We start from the raw sequence: 13,095 nt of genomic DNA, 5'->3' as shown, positions 1-13,095 counted from the left end.
TCGCTCCATGACCGTGGGGGCCGATGGCTTGGACCAGACAGTGAGCGGCATGGACCGGCTGACCGCGCGCGAGCGCGATTGCCTGCGCCTGGTGGACGAACATCTCAGTTCCAAGGAGATCGCCCGCCGTCTGGGCCTATCCAAGCACACGGTCGACTGGCACCTGGACAAGGCCCGGCGGCGTCTGGGCGCGGCGGACCGTTACGAGGCCGCCCGCCTGGTCTCGCCGCGCGGCCAGGCCTCCGCCGCCCCCCCTCCGATCGCGTCGGGGTCCGACGCGACGGGGCTAGCCCCGGCGCCTTCCTCCAGCTTTCCTGACCTCGTCGAGGTTTCGCGATCACCCGGCCCGTGGGCCCCAGATCGTGACCAAGATCGCGACATCGAGGAAGGAACAGCACGTGCCACCACTCACGGACTCGCAGAAGGACGCGATCGACCAGGCCATCGGCCTGCGCCGCGACGCCCTGAACTTTCACAAGACCTGGCCGACGCTCAATTCGCAGGACGAGCCGGTTCCGGGCTTCACCTGGACGGAGCTGGAGCGACAGCTCGCCAGCCTGGCGGCGTCGACCCAGAGCGCCCTGATGGCTTCGGACCTGGTCAGCGCGACGCGCAAGCAGGCGAGTTTCAAGCCGCCGGAGATGGTGCTGCGCGAGATCCTCTGCGTGGCGGGCGCCTTGATGGACGAGAGTTTCCTGTCTCCCGGCCGTTTGGACATTGGGGAGGCCCCAATGACCTGACGCTCGGCCAGCGGCTGGCCTTCATCGCCGCCGTGATGCTCGCGACCACCTTCGCGTTCGGCTCCCTGCTCGCCGGCTTGCACGCCCTTCGGGGTCTCTTCTAGGCCGACCGGCCCCGACCGCGCCTCAAGCTTCACCCCGATGAGGCGCCGCCCCCAAGACCCGCGCGGCGCCAGGAGAACCGTCATGCTCAAGGAACGCCGCAACGCCGCCGAGGCCGTCGCCGAGGCCCTGTTCGCCGCCGAAAAGGCCATCGACGCGGCCATCGCCAGCACCGCCGCCCTGACCACCCTGATGCCGGCCTCGCGGGAGGCCGCCAACCTGTCGGTGATGATCGGCCAGGACGCGCTCATCAGCGCGATCGAGACGATGCGCGCCCTGGGCGTGGCCCGGCAGAACATCCTGGAAACCCATCAGGGCCTCAGCAAGGCCCAGCACGACATCGGCCTCTCGGCCGTCTCGTTCGGCGGCGGCGGCGTCAAGCCGCCGCCCAGCCTGATCGGCAGCCTCCGGGCCGTGCCGACGACGCGCGAAGTCGCCTGACCCCTCCCCGCTCAGGCCTCGCGCCGCGGGCCCGATCATGCACCCCCACATGTGATCGGGCCCGCGACTTCGTGGATCGGTTTGCGTCGGGAATGGGGATATCCTGTGCTCTCGACGCTCCGCCGAAGCCGCTTCGGAACCCCGCCGATGTACGTCCAGACTCCCGACCAGCTGTTCAGCCTGGCCATGCTGCTGGCGTGTTGCGGCCTCGCCGTCTGGCGCGGACGCTGGGTTGAGCGGATCGCCGCCATGGCCATGGCCATGGCCTGGTTCGCCAGCCCCCTGATGCAGGACGCCCAGCAGACCCTGGGCGTTCAGAGCGGCGTCTTCGTCGTCGACCTGTCGCTGTTGCTGGTCCTGCTGTACCTGGCCCTCACGGCCGATCGCTGGTGGACCATGGCGGCGACGGCGTTCCAGGGGGTCACCGCCCTGATTCATCTGGCCGCGGCGATCGACCGGCAGATCTTCCCCCGCGCCTATTACGTGGCCGGCAGCCTGATCAGCTACCTGGTGATGGGCGCGCTTCTGGTCGGCGCCTGGAACGCGGGCCGGCGCGCCAAACCGGCCCCGGGCGAGTTCGCCTGACGCCGTTCGGTCTCCTTACGATCATTTAATCCGGTGAACGGCGTTTCTCGGTTAGAAGGCGTGGCTGTTCAACTTATCGGAGCTGAGGTGGTCGTGCATCATCGGAACAACAAACGCGGCCTGGGTTCGACTGCGTTACCCGTGGTGCTCTGCATCGGCGTCCTGGGCCTGACCGCTTGCGACCATGGCGACAAGGCCAAGGCCAAGACGCCCAAGCCCTCCCTGACCGCCAGCCAGACCGTCAGCGTCGCCCCGGTGACCATCCAGTCGCTGCCGCGGATCATCAACGCCTCGGGCACCGTCACGCCGTGGGAAGAGGTGCCGGTCGGCGCCGAGACCGGCGGCCTGACCGCCGTGTCGGTCAACGCCGAGGAAGGCCAGACCGTTCGCCAGGGCCAGATCCTGGTCGCCCTGAACGACACCATGCTGCGCGCTCAGCTGCACCAGCAGGAAGCCGCCGTGGCCAGCGCCAAGGCCACCCTGGCCGAGGCCCAGGCCGCGCTGGGCCGCTCGCGCGAGCTGCAGGCCAAGGGCTACCTGTCCCAGTCCTCGCTGGACACCGCGACCGCCCGCCAGCAGACCGCCGCCGCCCAGCTGGCCTCCGCTGACGCTTCCCGGAACGAAACGATCGCCCGCCTCGGCCAAGCCGCCATCCGCGCGCCGGTCTCGGGCCTGATCAGTCGCCGCAGCGTCACCAAGGGCCAGATCGTCACCGCGGGAACCGAGCTCTTCCGCATCGTCCGCGACGGCCGGCTGGAGCTGGACGCCGAGATTCCCGAAGCCGACCTGCTGTCCGTCAAGGCCGGCATGCCGGCCACGGTCTCCTCCGACCAGGTCGGGCGGACGACGGGCACGGTCCGCATCGTCACCTCCGAGGTCAACGCCCAGACCCGAGTCGGCCTGGCCCGCATCAGCCTGGCGCCCGGCGGCGGCTTCCGCTCGGGCATGTTCGCCCGCGCCCAGATCGCGGCGGGCAACCGCCCGGCCCCGACCATCCCGACCGCCGCCATCCTCTATCGCCAGAACCAACCCGGCGTGTTCGTGGTCGACGCCAGCAACCATGCCCGCTTCCGCCGCATCGACATCCTAGCGCGCAACACCGACCAGACCTCGGCCGAAGGCCTGAACGCCGGCGAGCGGGTGGTGGTCGAGGGCGCCGGCTTCCTGGGCGACAACGACGCGGTGCGCATCGCTGGCGCGCCGGCTCCCCGGACGGCGCCCGCCGTCGCCGCCAACCGCTAGGGGATCGCGATGGACAATCCGAGCCCCAACCACAACAACATCTCGCGCTGGGCGATCAAGAACCCGATCCCCGTCCTCCTGCTGTTCGTGCTGCTGACCATCGCCGGGATCTCCGGCTTCAGCAGCATGCGGATCAATGACAACCCGGACGTCGACCTGCCGCTGGTGGTGGTCAACGCCTCGCGACCCGGCGCCGCGCCGACCGAACTGGAAACCCAGGTCACCCGGCTGATCGAGGACTCGATCGCGGGTCTGGGCCAGGTGCGCCACATCAGCTCGACGGTCGGCGACGGCTTCTCGTCGACCTTCATCGAGTTCGAGCTGGGCGTCGACCACGAGCGGGTCACCAACGACGTCCGCAACGCCATGTCCAACCTGCAGAGTTCGCTGCCGCAGGACATGCAGATCCCCAACGTCACCCGCATCGACATCTCGGGCAATCCGCTGATCACCTATGTGGTCCAGGCGCCGACCCTGACGCCCGAGCAGCGCAGCTGGTTCGTCGACCACGACGTCAGCCGCGCCCTGCTGGCCATCAAGGGGATCGGCGAGGTCAACCGCCAGGGCGGCGTCAGCCGCGAGATCCAGGTGGCCCTCGACCCCGACCGCCTGGCCGCCCGCGGCGTGACGGCGGCCGAGGTCAGCCAGGCCCTGCAATCGGCCAACGCCGACCTGCCCGGCGGCCGGGTGACCGTCTCCGGCTCCGAGCGGGCCATCCGCACGCTAGGCGCGGCCAACACCGTCGACCAGCTGCGCGAGACCCGCGTCCAGCTGAACAACGGCGAGACCGTGCGCCTGGGCGACCTGGGCGAGGTCACCGACCACTGGGCCGAGCCGCGCAACCAGGCGCGGTTCAACAACCAGGAAGTCGTCACCTTCAACATGGTCCGCTCGCGCGGCGCCTCCGAGGTCAAGGTCGCCGAGAAGGTCCGCAAGGAGGTGGAAAAGCTCGACAAAGCCCACCCCGAGCTGAAGATCGTCGAACTGACCTCGAACGTGAAATATATCGAGGAGAGCTACTACGCCTCGCTGGAGGCCCTGGGTCTGGGCGCCCTGCTGGCGGTGCTGGTGGTGCTGCTGTTCCTGCGCGACTGGCGCGCGACCTTCCTGGCCGCCGTGGCCATTCCGCTGTCGCTGCTGCCGACCTTCGCGGTCATGGCGCCGCTGGGCCAGTCGCTGAACGGCGTCACCCTGCTGGCCCTGTCGCTGACCGTTGGCATCCTGGTCGACGACGCCATCGTCGAGATCGAGAACATCGTCCGCCACATGCGCGGGGGCAAGTCGCCCTATCACGCGGCCATGGAGGCGGCCGACGAGATCGGCCTGGCGGTCGTGGCGACCACCTTCACCATCGTGGCGGTGTTCGCGCCCGTCGGTTTCATGCCCGGGATCATCGGCCAGTTCTTCAAGGCCTTCGCCCTGGCGGCCTGCGTCTCGGTGCTGTTCTCGCTGGTGGTCGCCCGCATGCTGACGCCGCTGATGGGCGCCTACATGCTCAAGGCCCACCACAAGCCGGACAAGGACCCGCCGTGGATGGGTCCCTATCTGAAGAGCCTGAACTGGGCGCTGTCGCACAAGATCTTCGTCGCCCTGCTGGCCATTCCCATGCTGGTCGGCACCGGCTTCCTGGCCACCCGCCTGCCGTTCGAGTTCCAGCCAGCGGCCGACCGCGGCCGCGCGCCGTTCAGCGTCGAGCTGCCCCCGGGCGCGACGCTGAACGAGACCGACGCCATCGCCCAGCGCATGACCCGCGACCTGCTGGCCCGTCCCGAGGTGACCGGGGTCTACGCCTCGGTCGGCAACGACGGGGTCAACAAGGCCGAGCTGACCGCCGACCTGACGCCGAAGGGCGAGCGGATGAGCCAGCGCGACTTCAGCCGCCTGATGGTCGACCAGTTCAAGGCGATCCCCGGCGCGCGGATCGGGGCCGGCAGCAACAATGGCGGCGGTCCCAGCGACGGCTCCAGCTACACCCTGCGGCTGGTCGGCGACAATGGCCCGCAGCTGGAAGCCGCCGCCCGCGCGGTCGAGTCCCAGATGCGCACCGTCCCGGGCCTGGCCAATGTGGTCAACACCGCGGCCATCGCCCGGCCCGAGATCATCGTCTCGCCCAAGCCCGACCAGGCCGCGCGGGCCGGCGTCTCGGCCGGGGCGATCTCCCAGGCCGTGCGGGTCGCCACGATCGGCGATATCGACCAGTCCCTGCCCAAGTACAATCTGGGCGACCGCCAGGTGCCGATCCGCCTGCGCCTGACCGACGACGCGCGCGAGAACATGTCGGTGCTGGAGACCCTCAAGGTCCCGTCCAGCCACGGCGGTTCGGTGCCGCTGAACGCGGTGGCGGACGTGCGCTACGGCGCCGGTCCGTCGCAGATCTCGCGCCAGGACCGGGCCCGGGTGGCCGAGATCACCGCCGAACTCGACGGCATCGTCGTCGGCGAGGCCAGCAAGCGGGTCCACGACCTGTTCTCGGTCAAGAACCTGCCGGCCGGCGTCAAGGAAGTGGCCGCCGGCGACGCCGAGTTCATCCAGGAGATGATGACCGGCTTCGCCGCCGCCCTGATCACCGGCATCCTGCTGATGTACGTCGTGCTGGTGCTGCTGTTCCGCAGCTTCGCCCACCCGGTGACCATCATGGCCGCCCTGCCCCTGGCGATCGGCGGCGCGTTCGGCCTGCTGGTTCTGGTCAAGAGCAGCTTCTCGATGTCGACCCTGATCGGCATCCTGATGCTGCTGGGCATCGCGGCCAAGAACTCGATCCTGCTGGTCGAGTACGCGATCATGGCCATGAAGGGCGGCATGACCCGCCGCGAGGCGCTGCTCGACGCCGCCCACAAGCGGGCCCGTCCGATCATCATGACCACGGTCGCCATGGCCGCAGGCATGTTCCCGGTCGCGGTCGGCTTCGGCGCCGACGTCGAGTTCCGCGCCCCGATGGCCATCGCGGTCATCGGCGGGCTGATCACCTCGACCTTCCTGTCGCTGCTCTACATTCCGGTGGTGTTCGTGTTCATGGACATGCTGAAGAACTGGTCCGGCAAGATCGTCGACCGGATGTTCCGCCACCAGCATGCGGCGCCCAGCCACGCGACCCTCGGCCAGCCCGAGCCGGTCACCGGCGGCGGCCGGGAGCTCTAGGCGGTCCTCCCCGTCGCGCCGGACCACGAGTCCGGCGCGACGATCGAGGGGCCCGGCCTCAAAGCCGCGAAACGATGCCCTGGATGGTCATCGCCCGGGCGGCGTTGTCCTCGCCCAGGCGGCGGGCGATGTCGCGGACGCCGGCGGGATAGGCCTCGCCGCCATTGGCGATTTCGTCGGCGATCCGCTGGGTCTCGAGCATGCTGGCCCGCAGGGCGTCGATATGGGCCGCGGCCAGGCGCTTGGCCTCGGCCTGAAGGTGCTGGACCCGCTCGCTCAGGCCGGCGGTCGACTCCACCGCCACCTTCGCCCGCTGACCGGCCGTAACCACGCGAAGAGATGCCGACATAACCATCATTCCGTTCCACGCCGCGGATCTTGCGGCCACGGTCACCTTTTGCGGGGCGGCGGCTGAACGCGTTGTGAGGCTTTCGTTAGCCGCCGTTCAGAAACGGACCCAAGCCCTGTTCCGCCGGACGGGCGAGAGCGTTCGGCGCCGATTTTCCTTGTCCGTTTCCCGCGCATCGGGTCTCGATCCCGGGTGACCGGCGCGACTCGCCGGCTCAGGGCCCGACCATGAACTCCGACCTCGACACCGACACCGCCGCCGCGCGGGCCCTCTTCCAGTCTCTGGAGGGGATGGAGGGGCTGTCGCGGCCAGAGCCGGCCGTGAGCGCCAAGGCCGGAGCTCGCTTCCCGGGCCAGGCGGCGCTGATCAAGCTCTATCCCGGCGTGCTGGTGGCGGTGACCATCGCCCTGGCCTCGCAATGGCTGGCCCAACACTACGGCGCGCCGGTGATGCTGTTCGCCCTGCTGTTCGGCATGACCTTCCACTTCCTGCACCAGGAAGGCCGCTGCATCCCCGGTATCGAGTTCTCGTCCAAGGCCGTCTTGCGCTTCGGCGTCGCCCTGCTGGGCGCGCGGATCACCGCCAGCCAGATCCTGGGCCTGGGCCTGACGCCGATCGTCACGGTCATCGTCGGCATCGGCTCGACCATCGCCCTGGGCGCGTTCCTGGCCAGGCGCATGGGCCTGAGGTCCAGCTTCGGCGTGCTGTCGGGCGGGGCGGTCGGCATCTGCGGGGCCTCGGCGGCCCTGGCCATCGCCTCGGTCCTGCCGCGCGGCAAGGACGCCGAGCGCGACACCATTCTGGCCGTCGTCACGGTCACGGCCCTGTCGACCATCGCCATGATCACCTATCCGCTGCTGACCGCGGCCCTGCACCTGGACCATACCCGGGCGGGGATCTTCCTGGGCGGCACGATCCACGACGTCGCCCAGGTGGTCGGGGCCGGCTACATGATCTCGCCCCATACCGGCGACGTGGCCACCTATGTGAAGCTGCTGCGGGTGACCATGCTGCTGCCGGTGGTCTTCACCATCGCCTTCGTCGTGGCGCGCATGGGGCCGGGCGCGAGCGGCGGCGCCAAGGCGACCGTGCCGCTGTTCCTGCTCGGCTTCGCGGCCCTGGTCATCGTCAACAGCCTGGGCTGGCTGGCCAAGCCGGTCACCGACGCCGCCAACGAGATCTCCCGCTGGTGCCTGGTCACCGCCATCGCGGGCCTGGGCATGAAGACCTCGTTCAAGGACCTGATGACCGCCGGCTGGCGGCCCGTGGCGCTGATGGTCTTCGAGACCGTGTGGATCGCCGGCGTGGTGCTGGTGGCGGTGGAGTTCTTCACCTAGCCGCCGGCTGGGTGGGGATCGTCTTCAGCGCCTGGGCCACCAACGGCGCCAGCTTGCCGCCGATGATCCGCGCCCCGGCCGCGTTGGGATGGATGCCGTCGCCCTGCATCAGCTGCCGCGACCCGCCGACCCCGGCCAGGATGTTCGCATAGAGCGGAACCGAGAACTCGCGGGCCAGGGCCGGGTAGAGGGCGTTGAACTCGCGGGCGTAGGCCGCGCCGATCAGCGGCGGCGCGCCGACCCCGACCAGCACGACGGCGATCCGGCGCTGGCGCAGGTTCTGCAGGATGCCCCGCAGGTTGGCCTTGGTGACGCGGGGCTCGATCCCCTGCAGCAGGTCGTTGCCGCCCAGGGCCACGACGCACAGGGCGGTGTCCGGCGCCACGCTGAAATTGACCCGCGCCAGACCGCCGCCGCTGGTGTCGCCCGACACCCCCGCCGCCCGCACCGTGGCCACGACGCCCATCCGGGTCAGGGCCGTCTGCAGTTGGGCCGGCATGGCGTCCCTGGCCGGCAGGCCGAGACCGGCCGTGATGGAATCCCCCAGCACGGTGACGACCGGCGGCTTGGGCGGCGGCTTGAGCGGCGGCTTGAGCTGGGCGCGCGGCGCGGCCGCGGCCTGGGTGGCCAGCAACAGCCCCGCGAGAACGGCGCGGCGGTCCGGCAGACGCGCGGTGAAGCTCATCATTCGTCCATCGGCGACGTTCGGAGGCGACGCCGCTGAGCGCGAAGTCCGCTGTCTTGCTGCACCGGAAATCCTAGGCAATCGGGTCGTCGCCGCATTGGGGCTCATGGCTTCCTATGTAGGCTGAGTTTCATCCAGACAATGACCAGGAAATCAGGAAGTTTCATGGCTGAAGGCTCCACCTCCGTCCTGGCTCTCGAGGCCGTGACCCTCACCCTGCCCTCGGCGGCGGGGCCGGTGAACATCCTGCGCGGCGTCGACCTGGCCGTATCGCCTGGCGAACGGCTGGCGGTGATCGGCCCGTCGGGCTCGGGCAAGTCCTCGCTGATCGCGGTCGGGGCTGGGCTGGAGCAGCCGACGTCGGGGGTCGTGCGCCTGTTCGGCCAGGACCTGGCGCGGCTCGACGAGGACGGCCGGGCCCGCCTGCGCCGAGGCCGCGCCGCCCTGGTCTTCCAGGCCTTCCACCTGCTGCCCAACATGACCGCCGAGGAGAACGTCGCCACCCCGCTGGAGATCGCCGGCGGCCGGGACGCCCTGGCCACGGCCCGCCAGTGGCTGGACCGGGTGGGCCTGCCCCACCGCCTGACCCACTATCCGCACCAGCTGTCGGGCGGCGAGCAGCAGCGGGTGGCCCTGGCCCGCGCCCTGGCCGCCCGCCCCGCCCTGCTGTTCGCCGACGAGCCGACCGGCAATCTCGACGCCAAGACCGCCGCCACGGTCGCCGACCTGATGTTCGCCCTGGTGGCCGAGGTCGGCGCGGCCCTGGTCATGGTCACCCACGACCCGGTCCTGGCCGAGCGCGCCGACCGCATCGTGCGGATGGCCGACGGCCAGATCGATACTGGAAAGATCCTCGCCTGATGGCCGCCCTGTCGTTTCGCCTGGCCGCCCGCGAGCTGCGCTCCGGGGTGAGGGGCTTCCGCATTTTCCTGGCCTGCCTGGCCCTGGGCGTGGCCGCCATCGCCGCCGCGGGCTCCACGGCCGAAGCCTTCCGCCACGGCCTGGCCAGCCAGGCCCGCGAGATCCTCGGCGGCGATCTCTATTTCTCGGTCGAGAACCGCGACTTCACCCCCGCCGAGCGGGCGGCCTTCGAGCGGCTGGGAACCACCACCTACACCGCCGCCGCCCGGGCCATGGCCGAGGCGTCCAGCGGCGAGCGGCGGCTGGTCAGCCTGCGCGGCGTCGACGGCCGCTTCCCCTTGGCCGGAACGGTGAAGGTGGACGGCGCACCCGACCTGAAGACCGCCCTGGCCGATCGCGACGGCGCGCCCGGCGCGGCCGTGGAGCCGGCCTTGCTGGATCGCCTGCACCTCAAGCTTGGCGACCGCTTCACGGCGGGTCCCGTGACCTTGCGGGCCAGCGCCGTGCTGGTCAGCGAGCCGGACGGCCTGTCGCGAGGCTTCGCCCTGGGGCCGCGCGTGCTCGTGCGCCGCGAGGTGCTGGAGCGCTCGGGGCTGCTGGCGCCCGGCGGCCTGTCCGGTCGCGCGGTCCGCGTCGCCCTGCCCGCCGGCCAGGATCCGCGCGCCGTCGGCAAGGCGGTTCAGGCCCGGTTTCCCGATGCGGGCTTCGAGGTTCGCGACCGCCTGGACGCCGCCCCCGGCGCGCGGCGCCTGATCGACCAGCTGGAATACTTCCTCGGCTTCATCGGCCTGGCTTCGCTGGTGGCGGGCGGCCTGGGCGTGGCCGGCGCGGTCAGCGCCTATCTGGCCACCCGCGAGCCGTCGATCGCCGTGCTCAAGGCGCTGGGCGCCGATGGCGCGCTGATCCGCAACCTCTACCTGATCCAGATCGGCCTGCTGGCCGCCCTGGGCGTGGCCATAGGCCTGGCGATCGGCGCCGTCGCGCCACTGGTCCTGGGACAGTTGGCCGGCTCGTCCCTGCCGATCCCCGCCCTGTTCGCCGTCTATCCCCTGCCCCTGGCCAAGGCCGGACTGTTCGGCTTGCTGGCGGCGGCGGCCTTCTCGCTGGTCCCGCTGGCCCGGGCGCGCCGCACGCCGCCGTCGGCCCTGTTCCGCCGCAGCCTGGGCGGCCGCCTTCCCCTGAGCCTGGAAACCCTGGGCGCGGTGCTGGCCGGCGCGGGCCTGGCCGCCCTGGCCGTGGCCACCGCCCCGACGCCGATCGCCGCGGCGATCATGATCGCCGGGGTGGCCGTCTCGTTCGCGGTCCTCTGGGTCCTGGGGCGCGCCGCCGCCTGGGGCGCGGGCAAGGTCCGGCGCCTGGTCAGCGGCCCCGCCAAACTGGGCCTGGCCAACCTGGCCGGACCGCGCTCGGCCGCCCGCACCGCCAGCCCCGCCATCGGCCTGGGCGTGGCCCTGCTGGCCTGCGTGGTGCTGATCCAGTCGGCCCTGCTGGCCCAGATCACCACCACCGCCCCGCGCACCGCCCCGGCCATGGTGTTCACCGAGATCCCCGGCGGCCAGGCCGCCGCCTTCGACGCCGAGGTCGCCCAGGTCATGCCGCTGACCCCGGAGACCTATCTACGCCTGCCGTTCGTCACCGGCCGGATCAGCGGCCTGAAGGGCCGGCCGGTCGACAAGGACAAAATCAAGCCAGGCCAGCGCTGGGCGTTCGACAACGACATCGGCATGACCCTGCTGCCCGGCGCGCCAAAAGATGGCGGGACCACCGCCGGCCGATGGTGGACGCCCGCCTACGCCGGCCCGCCGCTGCTGGCCCTGAACGCCGAACTGGCCGAGGGCGCGGGGCTGAAGGTCGGCGACAGCGTCACCCTGACCATCCTGGGCCGCGACATCGAGGCTCGCATCGCGGTGCTGCGCAAGATCGAGTTCGGCGGCTTCGGCCCCAACTTCAACGTTGTGCTGGACGCCCGAGCCCTGGAGGGGGCGGACCTGCGCAACGTCGCCATCGCCCGGCTGGATAAAGGGCGGGAGGCCGTCCTGACCCGCCGCCTCGGCGACAACTTTCCGGAGGTCAACGTGATCAGCGTCCGCGAGCAGCTGGACGCCGCCGCCGCCCTGTTCGACCGCCTGGCCCTGGCCGTGCGCGGCGCGGCCGCGGTGGCGGGCCTGGCTGGCCTGTTGGTGCTGGCCGGGGCCATCGCCGCCGGGGCGCGGGCCCGGGCGCGCGAGGCCGCGACCCTGAAGGTGCTGGGCGCCACGCGCGGCCAGATCCTGGCCGCCTACGCCATCGAATACGGCGCGGTCGGGCTGATCGCCGGAGCGGCGGGCGTGGCCCTTGGCTTCGCCGCCGCCTGGCCCGTGGTGGTCAAGGTGTTCGAGGCCAGTTGGAGCGTCGACTGGGGCGGGGTCACGATCCTGCTGGCCGGCGCGGCGGGGCTTTCGACGGCGGGGGGCCTTTTGGCGGCGGCCTTGGCGCTGTCGCAACGGCCGGCGCCGGTGCTGCGGGCGGAGTGAGCAGCGGGTCGCCCGGACGGCCGGACCCAGCCAGCGGCAGGCTGGCGATCGGCACGCCCGGCAGCATCGGCTCGCCCGTCCACTCCCAGTGCCAGGGCTCGAACACGTAGTTGACGAAGCCGAACCGGCCGGCGTTGGCGACCAGCCAGCGATAGAGGTCCGACCGGCTCATCGCCAGCCGGTTGGGGTCGGCGCTGGAGTCGGGGCCGAAGCCCGGCGCGGCGGCGATGAACAGGTCCATGGCCAGGCCGGTGCGGTGGGCCGAGCAGATGGTCCGCGACACGCCCTGGCAGTTGTTGTCGCGGGCGCAGCGGACGGCGTCGGCGACCGGATCGCGGAAACCGGAGAACAGGGTCAGGGCGCGCGGGTCGCGCACCACGCCGGCCGCCTTGGCCTCGGCGACCATGCGGCGGTAGGCGTCCAGGGCGCCGGGCCGCAGCTGGATGGCCTTGCCGCCGTAGCTCTCCTCGGGCTTGGCGGTGGACAGCAGGGCGACCGACGGCGCGCCGGGGCAGATCCCCTCGCCGTTGACCTTCACGAACGGCCGCGCGCGGTGCCAGCGCACCAGCATGACCTTGAAGGTCTCGGGATCGAAGGTCCCTGTCGGCTTCAGGCCATGGCCGCCCTGCCAGCGCGCCAGGGCGGCGGCGAAGCGCGGCGTGCCCGGGGCGCAGGCGGTCTGGATCTCGTGGGCCACGCGGGGGGCGTAGATCTCCCAGCCGGTCTCGGCCCGCCCGAACGGCGCCCAGGTCAGGGTGGTCAGCGAGGCGGCGTTGACCGGGGCGGCGCTGGCCGAGGCGCCGCCGGCGTTGCAGTCCTCGGGCGAACCGTCGGCCGCCGCCCCGAGGGTCGGGCTGGACGGCGGATCGTTCGACGGCAGATAGGTCGGCGGCGCGTACTGCGCCGGCTCGCGCGGCGCCGAGGCCGAGGGCGGCGGCAAGGCCGGCGCGGGGCGCTTGCCCGGCCACATCACCCACGCGACGAACGCGGCGACCAGCACCGCCAGCCCGCCCAGAACCCAGATCAGCCGACGCAGGATCTTCAAACAGGGCTCCTTGGCCACGGGAGGCCGGTGGTGGAACTTCGCCATGGCTCAAGGCTT

11 protein-coding genes and 1 pseudogene are annotated in these 13,095 nt (G+C 71.5%); 9 read left to right on the top strand and 3 right to left on the bottom strand.

Features of this window, described 5'->3' with window-relative positions; genetic code table 11:
• Positions 1–7: 7 nt before the first annotated feature.
• From J2X41_RS20655 to J2X41_RS20630, 6 genes and pseudogenes are all read left to right on the top strand, one after another.
• Positions 8–208, top strand: a pseudogene (locus J2X41_RS20655) (helix-turn-helix transcriptional regulator); the annotation flags it as partial.
• A 190-nt stretch (positions 209–398) separates the two neighbouring features.
• Positions 399–740, top strand: a complete 342-nt coding sequence (locus tag J2X41_RS20650) for a hypothetical protein (RefSeq protein WP_310085217.1) — start codon at positions 399–401, stop codon at positions 738–740.
• A gap of 186 nt (positions 741–926) precedes the next feature.
• Positions 927–1,283: a hypothetical protein gene (locus tag J2X41_RS20645; protein WP_310085214.1), complete on the top strand. Its 357-nt coding sequence runs from the start codon at positions 927–929 to the stop codon at positions 1,281–1,283.
• A 147-nt stretch (positions 1,284–1,430) separates the two neighbouring features.
• Positions 1,431–1,868 (top strand): hypothetical protein, encoded by a 438-nt coding sequence (locus J2X41_RS20640; protein ID WP_310085211.1) that lies wholly within the window; start codon positions 1,431–1,433, stop codon positions 1,866–1,868.
• Positions 1,869–2,009: 141 nt separating this feature from the next.
• A complete protein-coding gene (locus J2X41_RS20635; protein ID WP_310085209.1) occupies positions 2,010–3,110 on the top strand; it encodes an efflux RND transporter periplasmic adaptor subunit in 1,101 nt (366 codons plus the stop codon).
• 9 nt (positions 3,111–3,119) lie between these two features.
• Positions 3,120–6,248: an efflux RND transporter permease subunit gene (locus J2X41_RS20630; protein WP_310085206.1), complete on the top strand. Its 3,129-nt coding sequence runs from the start codon at positions 3,120–3,122 to the stop codon at positions 6,246–6,248.
• A gap of 58 nt (positions 6,249–6,306) precedes the next feature.
• On the opposite strand, the gene J2X41_RS20625 is transcribed toward J2X41_RS20630, so the two are convergent.
• Positions 6,307–6,597 carry a hypothetical protein gene (locus J2X41_RS20625; RefSeq protein ID WP_310085203.1) on the bottom strand — a complete coding sequence of 97 codons (291 nt, stop codon included), beginning with the start codon at positions 6,595–6,597 and terminating at the stop codon, positions 6,307–6,309.
• A gap of 227 nt (positions 6,598–6,824) precedes the next feature.
• On the opposite strand from J2X41_RS20625, the gene J2X41_RS20620 reads away from it, so the two are divergent.
• Positions 6,825–7,934: a YeiH family protein gene (locus J2X41_RS20620; protein WP_310085201.1), complete on the top strand. Its 1,110-nt coding sequence runs from the start codon at positions 6,825–6,827 to the stop codon at positions 7,932–7,934.
• Here the strand turns inward: J2X41_RS20620 and J2X41_RS20615 are convergent.
• A complete protein-coding gene (locus J2X41_RS20615; protein ID WP_310085198.1) occupies positions 7,927–8,619 on the bottom strand; it encodes an arylesterase in 693 nt (230 codons plus the stop codon). The genes J2X41_RS20620 and J2X41_RS20615 overlap by 8 nt on opposite strands.
• A gap of 165 nt (positions 8,620–8,784) precedes the next feature.
• On the opposite strand from J2X41_RS20615, the gene J2X41_RS20610 reads away from it, so the two are divergent.
• Positions 8,785–9,480, top strand: a complete 696-nt coding sequence (locus tag J2X41_RS20610; RefSeq protein ID WP_310085196.1) for an ATP-binding cassette domain-containing protein — start codon at positions 8,785–8,787, stop codon at positions 9,478–9,480.
• A complete protein-coding gene (locus J2X41_RS20605) occupies positions 9,480–11,993 on the top strand; it encodes an FtsX-like permease family protein (RefSeq protein ID WP_310085193.1) in 2,514 nt (837 codons plus the stop codon). The genes J2X41_RS20610 and J2X41_RS20605 overlap by 1 nt, the downstream gene beginning before the upstream one ends.
• On the opposite strand, the gene J2X41_RS20600 is transcribed toward J2X41_RS20605, so the two are convergent.
• Positions 11,887–13,038 carry a M15 family metallopeptidase gene (locus J2X41_RS20600; RefSeq protein WP_310085190.1) on the bottom strand — a complete coding sequence of 384 codons (1,152 nt, stop codon included), beginning with the start codon at positions 13,036–13,038 and terminating at the stop codon, positions 11,887–11,889. The genes J2X41_RS20605 and J2X41_RS20600 overlap by 107 nt on opposite strands.
• Positions 13,039–13,095: the final 57 nt, after the last annotated feature.

The sequence above is a fragment of the Caulobacter sp. BE254 genome (genome assembly GCF_031457295.1).
Classification (GTDB): domain Bacteria; phylum Pseudomonadota; class Alphaproteobacteria; order Caulobacterales; family Caulobacteraceae; genus Caulobacter.
The sequence above is the reverse complement of the archived record's forward strand: the minus strand, read 5'-3'. Positions and strand labels throughout refer to the sequence as shown.

Coding starts and splice junctions, on each gene's coding strand:
- J2X41_RS20620 (WP_310085201.1), top strand. CDS start 6,825: ATGAACTCCGACCTCGACACCGACACCGCCGCCGCGCGGGCCCTCTTC.
- J2X41_RS20630 (WP_310085206.1), top strand. CDS start 3,120: ATGGACAATCCGAGCCCCAACCACAACAACATCTCGCGCTGGGCGATC.
- J2X41_RS20645 (WP_310085214.1), top strand. CDS start 927: ATGCTCAAGGAACGCCGCAACGCCGCCGAGGCCGTCGCCGAGGCCCTG.
- J2X41_RS20640 (WP_310085211.1), top strand. CDS start 1,431: ATGTACGTCCAGACTCCCGACCAGCTGTTCAGCCTGGCCATGCTGCTG.
- J2X41_RS20610 (WP_310085196.1), top strand. CDS start 8,785: ATGGCTGAAGGCTCCACCTCCGTCCTGGCTCTCGAGGCCGTGACCCTC.
- J2X41_RS20615 (WP_310085198.1), bottom strand. CDS start 8,619: ATGAGCTTCACCGCGCGTCTGCCGGACCGCCGCGCCGTTCTCGCGGGG.
- J2X41_RS20605 (WP_310085193.1), top strand. CDS start 9,480: ATGGCCGCCCTGTCGTTTCGCCTGGCCGCCCGCGAGCTGCGCTCCGGG.
- J2X41_RS20625 (WP_310085203.1), bottom strand. CDS start 6,597: ATGTCGGCATCTCTTCGCGTGGTTACGGCCGGTCAGCGGGCGAAGGTG.